Source organism: Jatrophihabitans sp. sgz311053, from assembly GCF_056135305.1.
Genome location: NZ_JBWAXP010000002.1, coordinates 638386 through 658900 on the forward strand (window position 1 = coordinate 638386; position 20515 = coordinate 658900).

The 20515-nt window shown below is 73.2% G+C and carries 17 protein-coding genes; 10 read left to right on the forward strand and 7 right to left on the reverse strand.

Features of this window, described 5'->3' with window-relative positions; all coding sequences use genetic code 11:
• Window positions 1-49: 49 nt before the first annotated feature.
• On the reverse strand, window positions 50-1495 hold the full coding sequence (locus tag AC0NZQ_RS11925) for an FAD-dependent oxidoreductase (RefSeq protein ID WP_474530054.1): 1446 nt from the start codon (window positions 1493-1495) through the stop codon (window positions 50-52).
• Between the two features lie 79 nt (window positions 1496-1574).
• A complete protein-coding gene (locus AC0NZQ_RS11930) occupies window positions 1575-3758 on the reverse strand; it encodes a molybdopterin oxidoreductase family protein (protein WP_474530055.1) in 2184 nt (727 codons plus the stop codon).
• Window positions 3759-3813: 55 nt separating this feature from the next.
• Here AC0NZQ_RS11930 and nirB point away from each other — a divergent pair, with 55 nt between their 5' ends.
• The 5 genes from nirB (at window position 3814) to AC0NZQ_RS11955 (ending at window position 9150) form a co-directional block, all read left to right on the forward strand.
• Window positions 3814-6321 (forward strand): nitrite reductase large subunit NirB, encoded by a 2508-nt coding sequence (gene nirB / locus AC0NZQ_RS11935; protein ID WP_474530056.1) that lies wholly within the window; start codon window positions 3814-3816, stop codon window positions 6319-6321.
• Window positions 6318-6647: a nitrite reductase small subunit NirD gene (gene nirD / locus AC0NZQ_RS11940; RefSeq protein ID WP_474530057.1), complete on the forward strand. Its 330-nt coding sequence runs from the start codon at window positions 6318-6320 to the stop codon at window positions 6645-6647. Before nirB ends, nirD begins: the two co-directional genes overlap by 4 nt.
• On the forward strand, window positions 6644-7741 hold the full coding sequence (locus AC0NZQ_RS11945; RefSeq protein ID WP_474530058.1) for a uroporphyrinogen-III synthase: 1098 nt from the start codon (window positions 6644-6646) through the stop codon (window positions 7739-7741). The genes nirD and AC0NZQ_RS11945 overlap by 4 nt, the downstream gene beginning before the upstream one ends.
• Before the next feature lie 331 nt (window positions 7742-8072).
• On the forward strand, window positions 8073-8459 hold the full coding sequence (locus tag AC0NZQ_RS11950; RefSeq protein ID WP_474530059.1) for a hypothetical protein: 387 nt from the start codon (window positions 8073-8075) through the stop codon (window positions 8457-8459).
• A gap of 25 nt (window positions 8460-8484) precedes the next feature.
• Complete coding sequence (locus AC0NZQ_RS11955; protein ID WP_474530061.1) at window positions 8485-9150, forward strand: hypothetical protein; 666 nt, start codon at window positions 8485-8487, stop codon at window positions 9148-9150.
• A 70-nt stretch (window positions 9151-9220) separates the two neighbouring features.
• Here the strand turns inward: AC0NZQ_RS11955 and AC0NZQ_RS11960 are convergent, their stop codons facing one another.
• The gene (locus AC0NZQ_RS11960; protein ID WP_474530062.1) at window positions 9221-10447 is read right to left on the reverse strand and encodes an HNH endonuclease signature motif containing protein; all 1227 of its coding nucleotides are present in this window, start codon (window positions 10445-10447) and stop codon (window positions 9221-9223) included.
• Between the two features lie 153 nt (window positions 10448-10600).
• Here AC0NZQ_RS11960 and AC0NZQ_RS11965 point away from each other — a divergent pair, with 153 nt between their 5' ends.
• Window positions 10601-11404 carry a phosphotransferase enzyme family protein gene (locus AC0NZQ_RS11965; protein WP_474530063.1) on the forward strand — a complete coding sequence of 268 codons (804 nt, stop codon included), beginning with the start codon at window positions 10601-10603 and terminating at the stop codon, window positions 11402-11404.
• Between the two features lie 26 nt (window positions 11405-11430).
• Here AC0NZQ_RS11965 and pip read toward each other — a convergent pair whose 3' ends face one another.
• A complete protein-coding gene (gene pip, locus AC0NZQ_RS11970) occupies window positions 11431-12390 on the reverse strand; it encodes a prolyl aminopeptidase (RefSeq protein WP_474530064.1) in 960 nt (319 codons plus the stop codon).
• A 120-nt stretch (window positions 12391-12510) separates the two neighbouring features.
• Window positions 12511-12663, reverse strand: a complete 153-nt coding sequence (locus tag AC0NZQ_RS11975) for a hypothetical protein (protein WP_474530065.1) — start codon at window positions 12661-12663, stop codon at window positions 12511-12513.
• 255 nt (window positions 12664-12918) lie between these two features.
• Between AC0NZQ_RS11975 and helR the strand changes: the two genes are divergently transcribed.
• The 4 genes from helR to bioD all read left to right on the forward strand — a co-directional run bounded on the left by helR (window position 12919) and on the right by bioD (window position 18275).
• Window positions 12919-15027 carry an RNA polymerase recycling motor ATPase HelR gene (gene helR, locus AC0NZQ_RS11980; protein ID WP_474530066.1) on the forward strand — a complete coding sequence of 703 codons (2109 nt, stop codon included), beginning with the start codon at window positions 12919-12921 and terminating at the stop codon, window positions 15025-15027.
• 70 nt (window positions 15028-15097) lie between these two features.
• The gene (gene bioA, locus AC0NZQ_RS11985; RefSeq protein ID WP_474530067.1) at window positions 15098-16399 is read left to right on the forward strand and encodes an adenosylmethionine--8-amino-7-oxononanoate transaminase; all 1302 of its coding nucleotides are present in this window, start codon (window positions 15098-15100) and stop codon (window positions 16397-16399) included.
• An 11-nt stretch (window positions 16400-16410) separates the two neighbouring features.
• Window positions 16411-17562, forward strand: a complete 1152-nt coding sequence (locus tag AC0NZQ_RS11990) for an 8-amino-7-oxononanoate synthase (RefSeq protein WP_474530068.1) — start codon at window positions 16411-16413, stop codon at window positions 17560-17562.
• On the forward strand, window positions 17559-18275 hold the full coding sequence (gene bioD, locus AC0NZQ_RS11995) for a dethiobiotin synthase (RefSeq protein ID WP_474530069.1): 717 nt from the start codon (window positions 17559-17561) through the stop codon (window positions 18273-18275). Before AC0NZQ_RS11990 ends, bioD begins: the two co-directional genes overlap by 4 nt.
• A gap of 6 nt (window positions 18276-18281) precedes the next feature.
• Here the strand turns inward: bioD and AC0NZQ_RS12000 are convergent, their stop codons facing one another.
• Window positions 18282-19679 (reverse strand): FtsX-like permease family protein, encoded by a 1398-nt coding sequence (locus AC0NZQ_RS12000; RefSeq protein WP_474530070.1) that lies wholly within the window; start codon window positions 19677-19679, stop codon window positions 18282-18284.
• Window positions 19676-20428 carry an ABC transporter ATP-binding protein gene (locus tag AC0NZQ_RS12005; RefSeq protein ID WP_474530071.1) on the reverse strand — a complete coding sequence of 251 codons (753 nt, stop codon included), beginning with the start codon at window positions 20426-20428 and terminating at the stop codon, window positions 19676-19678. Before AC0NZQ_RS12005 ends, AC0NZQ_RS12000 begins: the two co-directional genes overlap by 4 nt.
• Window positions 20429-20515 lie beyond the last annotated feature (87 nt).

The window sequence follows — 20515 nt, forward strand, 5'->3', positions numbered from 1 at the left end:
CTTGGTATCCCAAGTCAGGCCGCCACAATCGTCATGGGGCAGTGGTCGATCAGGCCGGGTCGGCCGCGGCGAGCCAGTCGACCAGGCCGCAGACGGCGTCGCGGCAGGTGCCGCAGCCGGTGGTGGCGCGGGTGCGGGCGGCCACGTCGGCGACGCTGCGGGCGCCGTCCTGCCACGCGGTGGTGATGGTGGCCTTGGAGACCCCGTTGCACTGGCAGATCGTCGCAGTGGCGGGCAGCGCGGTGGGGCTGTCGACGACGGGAGCGGCTGCCGCGCGTCGTGGCATGAGCAGTGCGGCGCGATCGGGCGGCAGCAGCGCGCCGCGGTCGAAGAGCTGGGTGACGGTGCCGACGGTGCGGGTGTCACCCAGCAGGGTCGCCGAGCGCAGCCGGCCGTCCCGGATCACCAGCTTCTGGTAGATGCCGCGGCCGGTGTCGGCGAAGCGGACGATCTCGTCGTCGTCCCGCTCCTCGCTGCCGCCGGCGGCGACGTCGAGCGTGGCGAGCTCCATCCCGACCGCCTTCAGTCGCGTGATGACCGCCGACCCGGTGTAGCGCTCCCGTGCGGCCGGATCGGCGACGACGGCGGCGGCGGTCCGGGCCTGCTCCCAGCAGGGGGCGACGAGGCCGTAGGTGGTGCTGTCGTGCTCCGCGCACTCGCCGATCGCGAAGATCCGCGGATCGGTCACCGAGCGCAGCTCGTCGTCGACCAGCACGCCCTGCCGGACGGCGAGACCGGCGACGGCGGCCAGCTCGATACGGGGCCGGACGCCGCAGCAGATCACCAGCAGCTCGCAGGGCAGATCGGTGCCGTCGGCCAGGACCACGCCGGTGAGGCGATCGTCACCGGTGACCGCCGCGATGCCGGCGCCTGTCGACACCGCGATGCCGAGCTGTCGCAGCGAGCGGCCGAGCATGGTGCCGGCCTCGGCGTCGAGCTGCCGCTCCATCAGACGACGACCACGCTGGACGAGGGTGACCTGCAGCCCGCGGCCGGCCAGCCCGCGCGCCGCCTCCAGCCCGAGGACCCCCGCCCCCAGGACCACGGCGCGCGTCGCCTCCTCGGCCATCGCGTCGATGCGGACGCAGTCGTCCAGAGTGCGGAACAGCGCTGCACCGGGGATCAGCCCGGCATCGGTGAGCAGCCCGTCCGCGGGCGGGACCACCGCCGTGCTGCCGGTGGCCAGGACGAGCTGCTCATAGGGGACGGCGTCCCCGCAGGCCAGGCGCACGCAGCCGGCGTCCCGGTCGATCGCGGTCACCGTCCGTCCGGAGAGGAGGCTCACCTGCTGCGAGGCGTACCAGTCGGCCGAGGCGAGCTCCAGCCCGGAGCTCCGCGCCGTCCCGGCCAGCACGTTGGACAGCTGCATCCGGTTGTACGCACCGCCCGGCTCGTCGCCGATCACGGTGATGTCGTGCTGGTCGGTCCGCGCGACGAGCTCCTGGACGAACCGCGCCCCCGCCATCCCGTTGCCTACGACCACAACCTTGCTCACGGCGTCTCCTCGCTGCGCTGCGGGGACGCCGTGAGGCACGGTCCGCGCTGTGTCATCGGGTTCGCTCCGCAGGCTTCGCTCACGGGACCCGCTCCAATCGCACTGCACAGACCTTGAACTCGGGCATCCGCGAGACGGGATCCAGCGCCGCATTCGTGACGGCGTTCGCCGAGTTCGTCCCGCCCCAGTGGAACGGCATGAAGACGGTGTCGACGCGGATCGAGTCGGTGATGCGTACCGGCCCCTCGGCCATGCCACGCCGGCTCACGACCCGGACCCGGTCTCCGTCGTCCAGGTCGTGCTGCTCGGCGAGGTCCGGATGGATCTCGACCGCCGCCTCGCGCTGCGCGTCGCGGAGCGCCTCGATACGACGGGTCTGGGCGCCTGACTGGTAGTGCTGCAGCAGCCGTCCCGTGGTCAGGTACACCGGATAGTCGGCGCAGACGTCCTCGGCCGGGGCGCGGTGCTCCACGCCGACGAAGCGGGCGCGGCCGTCCGGGGTGGCGAAGCGCTCCAGGAACATCCGGGGCGTGCCGGGGTGGTCCTCGGCGGGGCACGGCCAGAACACCCCGTCATCGGCGAGGATGCGCTCGTAGCTGATCCCGGCGTAGTCGGCCGGACCGCCGGCCGAGGCGCGTCGCAGCTCGTCGAAGACGGCTCGGGGCTCGGTGGGCCACTCGCCGGGAGCCTGCAGCCTGCCGGCGAGTCCGGCGATCACGTCCAGGTCGGTGCGGACGCCCGCGGGTGCCGCGAGCGCCCGCTGCCGCAGCAGCACCCGGCCCTCGAGGTTGGTCATGGTCCCGCCCTCCTCGGCCCACTGCGCCACGGGCAGGACGACGTCGGCCAGCGCCGCGGTCTCGGAGAGCACGACGTCACTGACAGCGAGGAAGTCGAGCCGGCGCAGCCGGTCCTTGATCCGGCCCGACGAGGGCACCGACACCACCACGTTGGAGCCCGCCACGAGCAGGCAGCGGGCGCCGTCGTCGTCGCCGAGGGTGGCCAGCAGCTCGTAGGCCGAGCGGCCGGGCGGGGGCAGGTCGTCGGGATCGATACCCCACACCCCGGCGACGTGGGCGCGGGCGGCCGGGTCGTCCAGCTTGCGGTAGCCGGGCAGTTGGTCGGCCTTCTGGCCGTGCTCGCGGCCGCCCTGGCCGTTGCCCTGCCCGGTGAGACAGCCGTACCCGCTGCCGGGCGTCCCGGGCAGCCCGAGTGCCAGCGCGAGATTGATCAGCGACGTCACCGTGTCGACGCCCTTGCTGTGCTGCTCGGCACCCCGCGCGGTGAGGATCATGGCCCGCTCCGCGCTGACGAGCAGCTCGACGGCCTGCCGCTGTTCGGCGACGGTGACGCCGGTGATCCGCTCGACCCGTTCGGGCCAGTACGACGCCGCGACCCGCGCAACCTCGTCGAAGCCCAAGGTCCGCTTCCGGACGTAGTCGGTGTCGACGTGTCCGCCGGCGATGACGAGGTGCAGCAGGCCGTTGGCGAGCGCGAGATCGGTGCCGGGCGTGGGCTGCAGGTGCAGCGTCGCCCGCCGGGCCGTCGGGGTGAGGCGGGGGTCGACGACGATCGAGGTCCCGCCGGCCTCCTGCTGCTCGGCGAGCCAGCGGGTGAACGGCGGCATGGTCTCGGCCGGGTTGCTGCCGACCAGCAGGATGCAGTCGGCCGCAGCGAGATCGGGCAGCGGGAAGGGCAGGCCGCGGTCCAGGCCGAAGGCGCGCATGCCGGCGGCGGCGGCCGACGACATGCAGAAACGACCGTTGTAGTCGATGGCCGAGGTGCGCAGGGCGACGCGGGCGAACTTGCCCAGCAGGTAGGCCTTCTCGTTGGTGAGGCCGCCGCCGCCGAAGATCCCGACCGCGTCGGGACCGTACTCCCGTCCCGCCCGTCGCATCGCGGCGGCGATCCGGTCGAGGGCGTCGTCCCAGCTGACGGGCCGCAGCGGCTCGTCGCGCGCGTCGCGGGCCAGCGGGGTGGTGAGCCGCGCGCCGTTGGTCAACAGCTCGGCCGAGGTCCAGCCCTTCTGGCACATGCCGCCGCGGTTGGTGGGGAAGTCCCGCGCACCGATCACCGGAGCGCCGTCGGTGGTGGCCACCGTCATGCCGCACTGCAGCGCGCAGTACGGGCAGTGCGTCGCGGTCGCCGGACTCGTCACGGATCGCAGCGTGTCGCGGCCGCGTGAGGGTCGTGGGTCGGCCGCGTTACGGCTGGGCGTCCCCGTCCTCACCGGGGTGGACGTCCGGGCGTGAGGGCGGTGACACATGCCCGTCACCGCCGCGTGACGCCGTCCGCATCTGACCTTCCTAGCGTTCCGGGTCATGGTGCAACGACTCGTCGTGGTGGGCAACGGCATGGTCGGGCAGCGTCTCGTCGAGGCGCTGCGCGAGCGGGACGTCGACGGCGCGTGGCAGGTCACCGTGGTGGGGGAGGAGCCTCGCCGCGCCTACGACCGGGTCGCGCTCTCGGCCTACTTCGACGGCGTCACCGCCGCCGAGCTCGATGTGGTCGCGGACGGCTGCTACGACCACCCGGCGCACACGCTGCACCTGGCCGAGACGGTGGTGAGCATCGATCGGCAGGCTCGCAGCGTCACCACCGACGCCGGCCGGCGGCTCGACTACGACGCGCTCGTCCTCGCCACCGGCTCGTACCCGTTCGTGCCGCCGGTGCCGGGCCGGGAGCTGCCGAACTGTTTCGTCTACCGCACGCTGGACGACCTCGACGGCATCCGCGCCGCCACCGAGGCGGCGGCCTCCCGGCTCGGCGGACGCCCGGCCGCGATGGTCGTCGGCGGTGGCCTGCTCGGTCTGGAGGCGGCCCGGGCGTTGCGTTTGCTGGGCATGTCGCCGCACGTCGTGGAGCTGGCGCCCCGCCTCATGCCGATCCAGGTCGACGAGGGTGGCGGCGCGCTGCTGAAGCAGATGATCGAGGCGCTGGACGTCACCGTCCACGTCGGGACGTCGGTCACGTCGATCGTCGCCGACCGTGGCCGGATGCTCGCCACCCTCACCAACGGGCACGAGCTGGACCTGGACCTCGTCGTCTTCTCCGCCGGGGTCCGACCGCGCGACCAGCTCGGCCGCGACGCCGGTCTCAAGATCGGCCCGCGCGGCGGGGTGGCGGTGGACGCCGGGTGCCGGACCTCCGACCCGGACATCTACGCCGTCGGCGAGTGCGCCGCCGTCGAGGGGGTCGCCTACGGCCTGGTGGCGCCCGGCTACGCGACGGCCGAGGTCGTCGTCGACCGGCTGCTCGGTGGCGCGGCGACCTTCCCCGGCGCCGACACCTCGACCAAGCTCAAGCTGATGGGGGTCGACGTCGCCAGCTTCGGCGACGCCCATGCCGCCACCGAGGGCGCGCTCGCCATCACGGTGAACAACCCCGTCGAGCGCACCTACGCCAAGCTCGTCGTCTCCGACGACGCGACGATGCTGCTCGGTGGCATCCTCGTCGGTGACGCCTCGAAGTACACGCTGCTGCGGCCGCTGGTGGGGCAGCGGCTGCCCGGCGACCCGCTCGCCCTCATCTCGCCCGAGGGTGCCGACATCGGCGCCGGGGCGCTGCCGGACTCGGCACAGGTCTGCTCGTGCCATGCCGTGACCAAGGGTGACGTCTGCGGCGCGATCCGGACCGAGGGGCTCACCGACGTCCCCGCGATTAAGGCCTGCACGAAGGCCGGCACCGGCTGCGGCTCGTGCGTGCCGATGTTGAAGACCCTGCTGGCCGAGAGTGGTGTCGAGGTGAGCACCGCGCTCTGCGAGCACTTTGCGCAGACTCGCGCAGATCTCTTCGAGATCATCGCCGCCACCGGGATCACCAGCTTCACCGAGCTCATCGGGCGCTACGGGACGGGTCGCGGCTGCGACATCTGCAAGCCGGTCGTCGCCTCCATCCTGGCCAGTCAGGCCAAGGTCGGTCACATCCTGGACGGCGAGTCCGCGGCGCTGCAGGACACCAACGACCACTTCCTGGCCAACATGCAGAAGAACGGGACCTACTCGGTGGTGCCGCGGATCGCCGGCGGGGAGATCACGCCCGAGAAGCTCATCGTCATCGGTGAGGTGGCCCGCGACTTCGACCTGTACACCAAGATCACCGGTGGCCAGCGCATCGACCTCTTCGGTGCCCGGGTCGAGCAGCTGCCGCAGATCTGGAAGCGCCTCGTGGACGCCGGCTTCGAGTCCGGCCACGCCTACGGCAAGTCACTGCGGACGGTGAAGTCCTGCGTGGGGTCGACCTGGTGCCGCTTCGGCGTGCAGGACTCGGTGGCCCTCGCCATCGAGCTGGAGCTCCGCTACCGGGGTCTGCGGGCGCCGCACAAGATCAAGTCCGGGGTCTCGGGCTGTGCGCGCGAATGCGCCGAGGCGCAGAGCAAGGACTTCGGCGTCATCGCCACCGAGAACGGCTGGAATCTCTACGTCGGCGGCAACGGCGGATTCTCGCCGCGGCACGCGCAGCTGCTCATCCAGGACGTCGACACCGAGACGCTGATCCGCACCATCGACCGCTTCCTCATGTTCTACATCCGTACTGCCGACCGGCTGCAGCGCACCGCTCCGTGGCTCGAGTCGCTCGACGGCGGCCTGGATCACCTCCGCGCCGTCATCGTGGACGACTCGCTCGGCATCTGCGCCGACCTCGACACCGCCATGGCCAGACACGTCGAGAACTACCGGGACGAGTGGGCCGACGTCCTCAACGACCCGAAGCGGCTGGAGCGCTTCGTCTCCTTCGTCAACGCGCCGGGCGTGCCCGATCCGTCCATCAAGTTCACCCCGGAGCGCGAGATGAAGCGGCCGTTGCTGAGTGTCGGAGGGCCGTCGTGAGCGACTGGGCTCCGGTCTGCTCCTACGAGTGGCTGGAACCGGAACGGGGTGTCGCGGCTCTCGTCGGCGCGGAGCAGGTGGCGGTCTTCCGTACCGTGGACGGCATGCTCTTCGCCGTCGCCAACCAGGATCCGTTCAGCGGGCAGTACGTGCTGTCGCGCGGCCTGACCGGGTCGGCCGGGGACGCGCCCACCGTCGCCTCCCCCCTGCACAAGCAGGTCTTCGACCTGCGCACCGGGCAGTGCCTCAGCGACCCGTCGGTGCGCATCAAGGTCCATGACGTGCGGGTCAGCGGCGACCAGGTCGAGGTGCGCATCCGGTCGTGAGCGACATCCCCGAGCTGGCCGGTTGGACGGTCGGCGTCACCGCAGCGCGCCGCCGGGAGGAACTCGGCGGCGCGCTCGAGCGTCGTGGCGCGAAGATCGTCTACGGCCCGGCCATCCGGATCGTCCCCCTCGCCGACGACACGCTGCTGCGCGCCGCGACCGAGCAGTGCCTGGCAGGTCCGCTCGATCTCACCGTCGCCACCACCGGCATCGGCTTCCGGGGGTGGCTGGACGCCGCCGAGGGGTGGGGGCTGGGTGAGCGGCTGATCGAGGCGCTCTCGTCGTCGACGATCCTCGCTCGCGGTCCCAAGGTGCGGGGCGCCGTCCGGGCCGGCGGGCTCCGCGAGGCATGGTCGCCGGAGTCCGAATCGAGCAGCGAGGTGCTCGAACACCTCCTCGCGCAGCACGAGCTGAACGGCCGACGGGTGGCCGTGCAGCTGCACGGCGAGCCGCTGCGCGAGCTGGTCGACGCGCTGCGGGACAAGGGTGCCGACGTCATCGAAGTGCCGGTCTACCGCTGGGAGCCGCCGGAGGACGAGGCGCCGCTGCACCGGCTCATCGACGCCGTCGCTGCCGGCGCGGTCGACGCGCTCACCTTCACCAGCGCCCCCGCCGCGGTCAACTTCCTGCGAACGGCGGACGAGCGGGGCCGGGACGTGCGGTCGGCGCTGCGCGGACCGGTGCTCTGTGTCGCCGTCGGACCGGTCACCGCCGCGCCACTGCTGGCGGCCGAGTTGCCGGTGGTCCAGCCCGAGCGGTTCCGGCTCGGCGCCCTCGTCCGCGAGGTGGTGTCGCACCTGCCGCCCCGTGCCACCGTCGTCCCCGCCGCCGGGCGCCGGGTGGAGCTCCGCGGCCAGGCCGCGGTCGTGGACGACCTGCTCGTCCCCCTCTCGTCGGCTGCGACGGCGCTGCTGCGGGCGCTGGCCCGCGAGCCGGGTCGGGTGCTGTCCCGCGAGGAACTCGGAGCGGCCCTGCCGGGTACCTGCGACGGGCACGCCGTCGAGGTCGCGATCGCCCGGCTGCGGACCGCGCTCGGGGACCCCGCCATCGTCCAGACCGTCGTCAAGCGGGGCTACCGCCTCGCCGTCGGCTGAGCTCGCCGTCGACTGGCTAGGCCGTCGACTGGTCAGTCCGTCTACTGGTCAGGCCGTCGACGGCGGGTCACCCGAAAGACTGCTCCCTCCGAAGGCGGGCCGACCGGCCCGACGGAAGCCCGGCGGTGTCCGTCGAAGCTGCGGTATCCGGGGTTGAAGGTCACGATGCAGCCCCTGCGCTCGCGTACGGGACGGTGACCGGGACGAGACGCCACAGATCGGCGCGGAGCCGACCGGGTGCCCCGAACTGCAAGGCTGCGGCTATCGCGTGTCACCGCGAGCGGGGACGGGGATCGGCGTGCCAGGATGACCCGCGAGCCGGGGAGGGCACATGACGATCACCGCGAGCAGCGAGCGCGGCCTGCATGTTCGGCCGGCGACGGTGGTGGTCGGCGTGGTCGCGCTCGTGGCGGGTGGCTTGATCGGCGCTTTCGGGTGGCGCCACGACGACGCGGCCGCGGTGCAGCAGCGGGTCGGCGACGGGTACGTCGGCGTCGGGATGGCGTCGCTGTCCGCGGGTGGTCACAGGTTCATCTCGGTCGACAGTCACACCCCCTGGTACGGCGCCGACGGGACGCTGCACGAAGGCACGTTCCCGTCCTGCCTGCCGCCCACAACCTCGGTCCGGGGCGTCCACTGGGCGGATGCCACGGTGGCAACGCCGAGCGGCGGTATCGAGCGCGTCGTGCTGTACGTGGACTGTCGGCGCTCCGGGTGACGGCGGCGCGGGCGGGTGTGCGCTGGTGAGTTTCGGCGACGTGATGTGCGCGGTCTGCGAGCACGAACCGGCCCGGTGGGTTCGCGACCTGGATCCCGATCGTTCCCGGTTTCGGGTGTACGGCAAGGGCCACGTGTGGGGCAGTCCCGTCGACCTCTGCGACGTCTGCGACACAGCGGTCGCCGACGGCGACGTCGAGACGTTGGTCGACAGGGACCCGGAGTCGGCCGCGTTGACGGGTGTCGACCTCGACGAGCAGGTCCGCCATGGTCAGCAGGCGCTGGTCGCGGCGGCCCGGGAGCGGCGGAGTCTCGCCGACTCGCGACCGACCGGCTGGCAGGAGCTGGTTGACGCGGGGTTCGTCCCCCTGTGGAACATCACGGGTGCACTGCACCTGGCGGCAGGTTGGCCCGAGGAACACCGCCGCTCCCTCCGCGAACCGGATGTCGAGATCGCGGAGCACCTGCCCGACGGCAGGCAGTGGTTCATCCGGTCGCCATGGCCGTCGATCCAGCTCGAGTTGCTGTGGCACCTCGTCCTCTCTTCGCTGGAGCGCGCTGAGCGGCGGCGTCCGGACCGCAGCGTGAGCGTCGACCCGGCCGATGACGCCCGGCGGGTGGCGGAGGTGCTCGCATGCGACGAGGACGAGTTGCAGCGCCGGATCGCGCTCCTTCCGGGGCTCGCCGACTGACGTCGGCCTATGTCCGGATCCGGTGGTTGTAGCGGGGTCTGCGTTCGGGGTCGATCCAGGGTGGGGGGAGTTAGCCGGGCCGGTTGTTGATCATGACGGCTTGCCAGCCTTGGCTTTCGAAGGTGCGGTGGTGGTGGCCGCACAGGAGGGCGCCGTTGTCGATGCTGGTCCGGCCGCCTCGTGCCCAGGGGGTGACGTGGTTGACCTGGCACCAGGCCGGTGGGGTGTCGCAGCCGGGAAAACTGCAGCCCTGGTCTCTAGCGATGATGGCGAGGCGCTGGTTCTCGGTGAAGAGGCGGCGGGTGTCGGTCCGGCCGGCCGGGGCGCCGTGCTCGTCGAGGGTGATGGTCATGACCCGGGCGTCGCCGCCGGCGATCCGCTGGGCTTGCGGCGCGGGGATGATCGCGCCGTGCCCGGTGACGGCGGCACCGTCACCGCTGGCCCACGCCCGGGCGGGCATGGTCAACAGCACGGTGGTGGTGATCCCGGCGACGTCAGGGAGCAGCTCGGCCCGCGCCACCAGCCCGAGCACGTCCAGCAGCGCGTCGTGGTGGCGTTGCCCGGCATGACGGGGGTCTTTCACCCCGTCGGCTGCAGGCCTCGGACGCGCCAGCGAATCCAGGACCGTGAGCAGCCGCTCGGCCAGCTCCGCAGTCGCTTCCCCGCTGATCGAGGCCGACCCGTCCGGACGCTGCCGGATCGTGAAGTCCCGCTGCCGCTCCCGACACGCCACGTCGGCCAGCGCCCCGTCCTGATCCAGCAATCCCCTCGTCCGGGCCGCCAACCGACCCAGCTCGTGCGGATCGAAGTCTCGGGCGAATCCGACCAGATCAGCCTCGACCTGCGCCCCGTGCACGGCCTGCACCTCGGCCGGCAACCCGTCCACACACCGGGTGATCACCGCGGCATGGCGTGGCGACATGCTCCCCTCAGCCTGTGCTGCCGCCACCAGCGGGAACGGCGCGGCCGCCCGGTCGCCCGTCAACGAGACCCGACCCGCCGCAGCCTCCGCCGCCCGCACCCGACCCGCCGCCTCCCGCGGATCCACCCGCAACAGACCACGCACAAACCCCGCCATGTCCCGAGCCGAGAACTCCCACGGCAACCCCCGCGACTCCGCCTCGACCACGAACCGGTGCTCCACCGCCGCAAGACGATTCCGCAACCGCTCCAGCTCACGCCACGACCCCAACAACTCGTCAGTGCAGACCAGCGACAACTCCGCGTCCAACAACACATCGACCTCGCCCTGCGCAGCCGACAGCGACAACCCGTCACAGACCGCCGCTGTCGTCATACCCACGATTATCGAACAGGGGTACGACAATTCCGGGCCGGGCGGTGCTCATTCCGGGATCGGCACGGTGGGCGTCGTGGGACAGGGCGGGTTCGGGAACAACGCACGCCGACCATTCACGTCCAGCCCGCGCCGGCTTGATTGACTGGGACCATGGCCGGCGAGATCGACGTCAGCATGCTCTGGGAGGCGGGTGACCCCCACGCCGCGCTGTCCGCACGCTTCGGCTTCGCCGACGGGGACCAGGCCGTGGCCTGGCTCGATCAGGCACTGCAGGAGGTCTGGGCCGGTCACCTGGATGGTTGCCGCCGCCTCGTCATGAGCGGTAGCAACCTGCTCGCCTGGCTCACCGTCGACGGTCGGGACGTCATCGCGAAGTGCTGTGTCGACCCGTCCCGCTTCCGCCGCCTGGCCGCAGTGGACGCCCTGGTGTCATGGCTGGCGGAGCGTGGTGCCCCTGTGGCAGCACCTCTCGCCGCAGCCGACGGACGACCGCGGGTCGAGCACGGCCGGTTCTCCCTCGGTCTCTCTCCCGTCATCGCCGGCGACCTGCTCGACGCCGCCGACCCCGGACAGGTGGAGGCAGCCGGCCGGATGTTGGCGACGCTGCACCAGGCGCTGGCTGCCTACCCCCATCCCTTTGGCGATGAGGAGACGCCTCGGCCGGCGACGCAGCTCGTGCACGGCGATTTCCGCGCCGCCAACATCCTCGTCGACGGCGCGCAGGTCACGGCCGTCCTGGACTTCGACGAGGCGGCGGTCCGCAGCAGGGTCGCCGACCTCGGGAGGTCGGCCGTCCTGCTGGCGACCCGGTATCAAGGCTGGACACCCACGGACCCCGAGACCCGACGCCGTTTCCTCACCGCCTACAACGAGTCGGCCCCACTCAGCGACGCCGAGCAGCGTGGGCTGGACCGCACGATCGAGGCGGTCTGCCGTCGCTTCGGCTGGACCTGACCCACCACGGCAGCTCCGGCGGACGGCTACGCCATGGGGCTGAGCGCGTCGGTCGCCCGGGTCATCTCCGCCATCGATTCGGTACCGCCGTGCCCGTCGGCCTCCACGACCACCAGGCGGCTCGCCGGCCACTGCCGGCTGAGGCGCCACGGGGTGATGACCGGCCCGCTGACGTCGTGACGGCCGTGGATGAGGGTGGCGGGGATGTGCTTGATGCGCGGCATGCGATTCGCGATGGCGTCGGGGCCGACGAGGAAGCCGTCGTGCGACCAGTAGTGCGTCACCAGGGTGGCGAAGACGCGGCGGACGATCGGATCCCCGTGTCGCTCGGCCGGCGTCCAGAGCGGATCCAACCGGATGTGCTGCGACTCCCACTCGTCCCAGGCGAGGGCGGCCTCCTCCCGATCGGCCGGATCGCCGTCGGGGTCGGCGAGGCGTCGGGCGTAGGCATCGACGACGCGCTCGCCGTCTCGTCGCCCCGAGGCCTCGGCGAACCGCTGCCACGCTTCGGGGAAGAGCCGTCCGACGCCGCCGGTGATCCAGTCGACCTCGTCGCGGCTGGTGGTGGTCACGGCGACGAGCACGATGGCATGGACCCGATGCGGGTGGGCTTGCGCGTAGGCGAGCGCCAGCGTCGACCCCCACGAGACGCCGTGGAGCACCCACCGCTGGATGCCGAGGTGCTCGCGCACCGCCTCCAGGTCATCGATGAGGTGGCCGGTCGTGTGGTGTCGCAGGCTGTCGAGATCGTCGATGACCAGCGGGCGACTGCGACCGCACCCACGCTGGTCGATGCCCACGATCAGGAACCGGGACGGATCGGCCCGGCGTCGATAGCCACCCGCGCCGAGCCCGCCGCCCGGCCCGCCGTGCAGGTAGACGAGGGGCTCGCCGTCCGGGTTGCCGGAGGTCTCCCAGTAGATCTCGCTGCCGTCGGCGACCGGCAGCATGCCCCGAGCGAAGGGCTCCAGCGGCGGATGGACCACGCCGCGATGCTAGCGAGGTCGCCGGTCCGACGGGTCAGGTGAGCAGGGGCAGGGCCGCCGCAGCCGCGCATCCGGCCAGCGTTACCAGCCCACCCAGCGCGGCCGGTGAACCGGCGCCGCTCAGGACTTCTTCTTCTTGTTCTTCTTCGCGCCCTTCTTGCCCAGCTCGGCCTGCGCGGCGGAGGACTTCCGCGGGTTCTTCTTCCCCTCCTTGGCCGCCTTGGCATTCGCCTTCTTGGCAGTGTCGCTGCCCTTGCCCTTCTTCTCGGCCATGGTGCGCGCCCTTCGCTCGGGGGTGTCGGTCCTGACTGCCTACCCGAAACCGACGGCCGTCGGGCAGGGCGCGCGTCACCGCGTCGGACGAGCCAGCGGCAGCGTGTGCGGGCCCGCGTGCGGGGCGGGGGAGACGTCCCTCTGGGGCCTGCAACCCCCTCTCGCCACTTCCAGTTTTAGCAGGTTTCGCGAGCCCTCATGAGCTGCGGCGATTCGGCCTAGGGTCACGGGCCCGCCACCGGAAGGAGCTGGTTCGTGACCCTCGACCCCTTCGCCCTCCCCGACACCCTCGCCGCGAAACGCCGCCCCGAGCTGATCGGCGCCGACGCGCAATTCCTGGCCCGCCTGGCCGCCGGGTTGGACAGCGAGCTCGCCGACCTCGGGACCCGCCTGGACCTCGCGCGCCGCGCGCCGGGCGGGGAGGGCGAGCATGCGCTCAACCGCGATCTGGAGATCCACCGGCTCGCCGCGCGTCAGCGCACGCTGCGCCGCTTCGGCATGGACCTCTGCCTGGGACGCATGGTGCCCGCCGACGGCTCGCCACCGGTGTACGTGGGGCGGCTCGGGCTGGCCGACGGCACCGGAGAGCCGCTGCTCGTCGACTGGCGCACCCCCGCGGCGGAGCCGTTCTTCGGCGCGACCCACGCCGACCCACGAGGGCTCGCCAGCCGGCGCCGGTATCGCTGGACCGACGGCCGGATCACCGACTACTGGGACGAGGTCTTCACCGCCGACGCGCTGCCCGGCGCCGCGCCCGACGACCACTCCGCCTTCGTCGCGAGCCTGGGCAGCAGCCGCACGCCGCGGATGCGCGACGTCCTGGGCACCATCGCCACCGACCAGGACGCGATCATCCGCGCGGAGGCACGCGGGGCCCTGGTCGTGGACGGCGGCCCCGGCACCGGCAAGACCGTCGTCGCGCTGCACCGCGCGGCCTACCTGCTGCACGCCGACCCGCGTCTGGCCCGGCGCGGCGGCGTGCTCGTCGTCGGGCCGCACCAGCCCTACCTCGACTACGTCGCCGACGTCCTGCCGGGGCTCGGCGAGGACGGGGTGCGGACCTGCACGCTGCGCGACCTCGTCGCCGAGGGCGCTGTCGCCGGCGCCGAGACCGATCCCGGCGTCGCCGAGCTCAAGGCGTCCGCGCGCATGGTCAGTGCCGTCGAGGCTGCCGTGGCGCTCTACGAGCAGCCGCCGTCGGTGTCGTTGTCGCTGGAGACCGACTGGGGCGAGGTCATCGTGAGCCCCGGTGACTGGGCCGAGGCCTTCGGCGCGGTAGAGCCGGACGTGCCCCACAACGAGGCGCGGCAGCGGGTCTGGGCCGCGCTCCTCGACACGCTCGCCGACGGCGGGGAGCAGCTGCGGGCCGCGCTGGCCAGACATCGCGACCTGCTGGTGACCTTCCACCGGGCCTGGCCGACGCTCGACCCGGCCACGATCGTCGAGGACCTCTGGTCGGTGCCGGCGTACCTCGCCCGCTGCGCGCCGTGGCTCAGCCCGGCCGAGGTGGCACGGCTGCAGCGCGACGAGCCGCGCGCCTGGACGGAGGCCGACCTGCCGCTGCTCGACGCCGCTCACCGCAGGGTGGGCGACCCGCGGGCGGCGCGGCGCGAGCGCGAGACACAGGCGGCGGTTGCCGCGGACCGCCGCCGCATGGACGACGTCGTCGCCGAGCTCGTCGCGGCCGACATCCACGGCGAGGGGCTGGGCCGGTCGCTGCAGCAGTTCGGGTTGCGGCAGGCGTTGGAGGACGTCGACGCCCACACCACCGCGACGCCGGACCTGCTCGCCGGCCCCTTCGCCCACGTGGTGGTCGACGAGGCCCAGGAGCTCACCGACGCGCAGTGGCAGATGATCATCGCGCGGTGCCCCACCGGCAGCCTCACCGTCGTCGGGGACCGGGCCCAGGCGCGCGCCGGTTTCGCCGAGTCGTGGCGGGAACGACTCGGCCGGGTGGGGATCGGGCAGGTCCGTCACCGGCAACTGCACGTCAACTACCGGACGCCGGCGGAGGTGATGCGCGAGGCCGAGCCGGCGATCCGCGCGGTGCTGCCCGACGCCAACGTCCCGACCTCGGTGCGCAGCAGCGGCCGGCCGGTCCGGCACGGCAGCGTCGCCGACCTCGACGCCGTCGTCGCGCAGTGGCAGGCCGCGCACGCCGACGGCGTCGGCTGCGTCATCGGAGCCCCGGACTTCGAGCCGACGCGCCGGGTCAGGTCGCTCACCCCGCAGCTGGCCAAGGGCTTGGAGTTCGATCTGGTCGTGCTCGTCCGGCCGGTGGCCCTGGGCAGTGGCACCGCCGGCGGCGTCGACCGCTACGTCGCCATGACCCGCGCGACAGCTGAGCTCGTCGTGCTGAGCTGACCGCATCACGGTCGGCGCCGGCGCTGACACCGCACCGGGCCCGTCGGAACCGGATGACAGACTCTCGGTCGTGGATCTGGTGGCGCGTGACCTGCAGTCGGTGTGGCATCCCTTCACCCAGCACCAGCTCTGGGCCGCCGACGACCCGCTGGTCATCGACCGAGCGGCCGGGATGCGCCTCTACGACACCGACGGCCGCGGCTACCTCGACGGCTGCTCCTCGCTGTGGGTCACCGTCCACGGGCACGCGGTGCCCGAGATCAACGCGGCGATCCGCGAGCAGGCCGAGCGGCTGGACCACTCCACCTTCCTGGGCCTCACCCACGAGCCCGGCATCCGGACCGCCGAGGAGCTGCTGCGCATCGCCCCGGCGGGGCTGTCCAAGGTGTTCTTCGCCGGCGACGGCTCCTCGGCGGCGGAGGCGGCCATCAAGATCGCCTACCAGGCGGCGTCCCAGCGCGGTGAGGACCGCCCCCTCTACGTCCACTGCGCCGAGGGCTACCACGGCGACACGCTGGGCGCCGTCTCGCTGGGCGGGGTCGAGCTCTTCCACGCCACCTACCGGCCGCTGCTCATCGAGACCCGGCTGCTCTCCTCGCCGGGCGTGCTGCAGCCCGGCCAGACCCGTCCGGAGCGGGCCCGCGAGGTGCTGGCCGAGATGCGGGCCCTCATCGAGCGCGAGGGCGACCGGGTCTGCGCGATCGTCGTCGAGCCGCTGGTCCAGGCCGCCGGGGGGATCCTCACCCACGACCCCGAGTTCCTGCGGGGCGTCCGCGAGCTCTGCGACGCCTCCGGCGCGGCCATGCTCGTCGACGAGGTCGCCACCGGCATCGGCGCGACCGGTCGCTGGTTCGCCGTGGAGCACGCGGGGGTGTCGCCGGATCTGCTCGTGCTGGGCAAGCGCGTCACCGGCGGCGTGCTGCCGCTGTCGGCGGTGCTCGCCACCGAGGAGATGTACGCCCCCTTCCTCGGCGACGCCGCCAGCGCCCGCACCTTCTTCCACGGCCACACCTACACCGCGAACCCGCTCTGCTGCGCCGCCGCGCTGGCGAATCTCGAGCTCATGCACGAGCGGGACTCGGTCGCCCGGGCCGACGCGGTGGGCGCGCGCATCGGCAGCCGTTTGAGCGGTCTTGCGCAATACAGCGGTGTCGCCGAGATCCGGCGCATCGGCACCATGACCGGCATCGAGGTGAAGTCCGTCGGCGAGCGCACCGGGTTCGAGGTCTGCCGGGCGGCGCGCCGCAGGGGCGCGATCATCCGTCCGCTCGGCGATGTCGTCGTGCTCATGCCACCGCTGGCGATCACCGACGCCGATCTCGACGAGCTGCTGGACATCGTCGACGACTCCGTGCGCGAGGTCGTGCAGTGAGCGGTGCGTCGATGAGCCGCGCCTTCGACGCGCGGATCGCCGAGGAGTTGCAGCGGCGCGACCAGCTCGGACAGCGCCGGGTGCTGCGACCGCGGTCGGCCGACGAGGACGTGCTCGACCTCGCCTCCAACGACTACCTCGGCCTGGCGCGTGACCCGCGGGTCACCGCCGCGGCGGCTCGGGCCGCGATCGAGTGGGGCGCGGGGTCGACCGGTTCCCGGCTCGTCACCGGCACCACCGCGCTGCACGCGGCCTTCGAGGAGCAGCTTGCGGACTTCATGCGGGCACCCGCTGCGCTCGCCTTCTCCTCCGGCTACCTCGCCAACCTGGCCGTCCTCACCGCGCTGGCCGACGACGGCGTGACGGTGATCAGCGACCGGCTCAACCACGCCTCGCTCATCGACGGCTGCCGGCTCTCCGGCGCCATCGTGGAGGTCGTCGCGCACCGCGATGTCGCGGCCGTCGAGCGGGCCCTGGACCACCGGGCCGGTGACGAGGCGATCATCCTCACCGACGCGGTCTTCTCCGTCGACGGCGACCTCGCTCCGTTGACCGAGCTGCACGAGCTGGCCTACGCCCACGACGCGCTGCTCGTGGTGGACGAAGCCCACGCGCTCGGTGTCGTCGGGCCGGAGGGCCGCGGCGGGGTGGAGGCGGCCGGGCTGGCCGACGAGCCCCGCGTCGTCCGTACCGCGGTGCTCTCCAAGTCCCTTGGCTCGCAGGGCGGTGCGGTCCTGGGCTCGCCCGAGCTCGTCGACCTGCTGATCAACACCGCGCGGCCGTTCATCTTTGACACCGGTCTGGCGCCGGCGTCGGTGGGGGCGGCGCTGGCCGCGCTGGAGGTGCTGCACGACGAGCCGGAGCGGGTCTCGGCCGTCCGTGGCAACGCCCGGCTGCTCGCCGAGGTGCTGCGCGAGCTCGGTGTCGACACCGTGGAGCCGGACGCGGCCGTCGTCCCCGGCTTCCTCGGCCAGGCACGGCGCGCGGTGGCGGTGGCCGAGGCGACCCGCGACGCCGGGGTCCGGGTCGGGTGCTTCCGGCCCCCGTCGGTGCCGCGGGGCCGCTCCTGCATCCGGCTCACCGCCCGGGCCGATCTCACCGGCGACGACATCGCCCGGACCGCCGACGTCCTCTCCCGGAGCATCGGGGCGCTGCCGCAGTGAGCCTCCTCGTCGTCACCGGAACCGGCACCGACGTCGGCAAGACCGTCGCCACGGCCGCGCTGGCCAGCCGGTTCGCCGCCAAGCGGGGCCACCGCGTCGCCGTCGTCAAGCCGGCCCAGACCGGGGTCGCACCCGGTGAGGCCGGCGATCTGGCCGAGGTCACCCGGCTCAGCGGCGTCACCGACGTCCACGAGTACGCGCGGTACCCCGATCCGCTCTCGCCCCACCACGCCGCCGCCGTGAGCGGGCTGCCCGAGCTCGAGCTCGCCGACGTCGTCCGCCGCATCCTGGATCTGGAGGCCACCCACGACACCGTCCTGATCGAGGGCGCCGGCGGGTTGCTCGTGCCCTTCACCGGCGACGACCGTTGGACGCTCGCGGACCTCGCCGCGACACTGCGCGCACCGGCCGTCGTCGTCACCGCGGCCGGGCTGGGGACGCTGAACCACACCGCGCTCACCGTCGACCGGCTCGCCGAGGACGGCATCCCCCTTGCCGGGGTGATCATCGGGAGCTGGCCGGACGAGCCGGATCTGGCCACGCGCTGCAACGCCGCGGACCTCGCCGCGTTGGGTCCGGACGGCCGGCTGGCCGGCGTCCTCCCCGCCGGGGCCGGCCGCGCGCCGAACTTCCGGCAGCTGGCTCGTGCCGGGCTCGCGTCCCGCTTCGGGGGCACCTTCGACTCCGCGGGCTTCGTGGCGCGACAACGCTGACGGGTCTCAGGCCGCCAGGTAGGCGCGGATCGGTGCCGTCCGCAGCGTGGCCCGGGCCGGCAGCAGCGCCGCGACCAGCGTCAGCACCCCCGCGGCGAGGACGGTGACGAGCAGGACGGGCCAGGGCAGCACCGGGGTCACGACGCCACCGGGTGCCTCGACGCCGAAGACGCTCTGCGCACCGATCCAGCCGTAACCGACCCCGAGGACGACGCCCACGACGACCGCCGCCAGCACCAGCAGCAGGCTCTGCATCGCCAGCGTCGCGCGGACGCCGCGGGACGGCTGCCCCAGCACCCGCAGCAGGGCGGTGTCGCGTCGGCGCAGCCATGCCTCGAAGGCCACCGCGTGGCAGAGGGCGACCCCGGCGGTGACAGCAAGGAAGACGGTGAGGACGGCGACGACAGCCACCACCGCGTCCAGGACGTCCGCGGCGAGCCCGGCCAGCGCGCTGCCGTCGTAGTGCTCGTCGACGGCCTGCTCGAAGCTGGTGATGCCGACGGCGAAGGTGGTGACGAGCGTGACGGCCGCTGCCACCCCCATCACGGACCGGCTCGTCCGGGCGGGGTGCGAGGCCAGCGAGCGCCGGGCCAATCGGACGGGTAACCGCTGCGGCAGCAGCCGGCCGAGCCCGTCCACCAGCCGGGGCACGAAGCGCGGGGCGCAGGAGGTGAGGCCGACGAACGAGATGACTCCGCCCGCGACGGCCGGGAGCATCGCCAGCGGCGACCGGGTCGAGGCCGCGACCGCCGACCCGAGCAGCAGGAGACCGACCACCAGGGTCGCCGCCGAGGCCCGCGTCGCGACGGTGAGCGTGGCCGGGACTGCCCGGTCGGCGTCGGCGGCGGTCCGCAGCGCGTCCAGCGGCCGCACCCGCAGCACCCCGGCCGTGCCGCGGGCGACGGCGCCGCGGGTCACGAGGTACTGCGCCCCCAGCGCGAGCAGCAGCAGCGGCGAGGGAAGCAGCATGCCGGCGCGGAACTCGAGCTGTCGCGACCCCGCGAGGCCGGCAGCCAGCACGGCGATGCTGACGGCGTAGCCGGCGCCGGCACCGAGCGCCATTCCCACCCCCGCCCGGCGCAGCACGTGCCGCGTCATCCGGGCCCGCTCCTCGGCGGCGGTGGCACCGATGAGGCGTCGCAGCGCGATGGGGCGGAGCTCGCCGAGGAGCACGACCTCGGCCGCGTCGGCGACGACGACGCCGGTGACCGTGATGGCGACGGCGAGGAAGACCGCCGAGAGCAGGCTGATCACGACCGTGGCGGTAGCACCGGCGCCGAAGAGGGACGCGCCGACGGCGTCACCGACCGCCCCGATCTGCGTCACGATCGCGACGCTCTGTGCCGCACCCAGGGCCGAGACGACGCCGACCACCCGGCGGGACCGGCGGGGATCGTGGCTCATGACGTCGCCGCCGCGAGGGTGATCCGCGCCAACTCCGCGGCCGGGGTCGCGGGCAGGTCCAGCGCCACCCGGCCGTCGCCGACCACCACGACGCGATCGGCGTAGGAGGCGGCCACCGGATCGTGCGTCACCATGACCACGGTGCAGCCCTGTTCGGGGGCCAGCCCGGCGAGCAGGCCGAGCACGTCGCGGCTGGTGGCGGCGTCGAGGTTGCCGGTGGGCTCGTCGGCGAAGACGACGGCGGGACGGTGCACCAGCGCGCGGGCGATGGCGGCGCGCTGCTGCTGACCGCCGGAGACCTCGGTCGGGCGGCGCCCCAGGAACGGTCCGAGGCCGAGCTCGCGGACGAGATGATCCCGCCAGGACGGATCGGCCCGACCGAGCTCGGGGGCGAGGGCGAAGGGCAGGTCGATGTTCTCGACGATGCTCAGCTCGTCGAAGAGATTGAAGGACTGGAAGACGAAGCCCATGCGGCTGCGGCGCAGCGCCGTCAGCCCGTCGTCGTCGAGCGTGCCGAGGTCGACGGCGCCGAGCGTGACGCGGCCGGCGGTGGGGCGGTCCAGACCGGCGAGCAGGTGCATCAGCGTCGACTTGCCCGAGCCCGACGGTCCCATGATCGCGGTGAGGGCCGCGGGATCGACGTCGAGGTCGATGCCGTCGACGGCACGGACCTGGCCGGCTCCGTCGCCGAAGTGCCGGGCCAACCCGGCCGCTCGCAGCGTGGCGGTGGAGGCAGTGAGGGGGTTCATGGCGATCACGCTAGGAACGCCGAAACCCCGGCACATCGGCGTCGGGTGCCGCCCGACCGGTACCTCGGTACCGACAAGGGCGCGCCC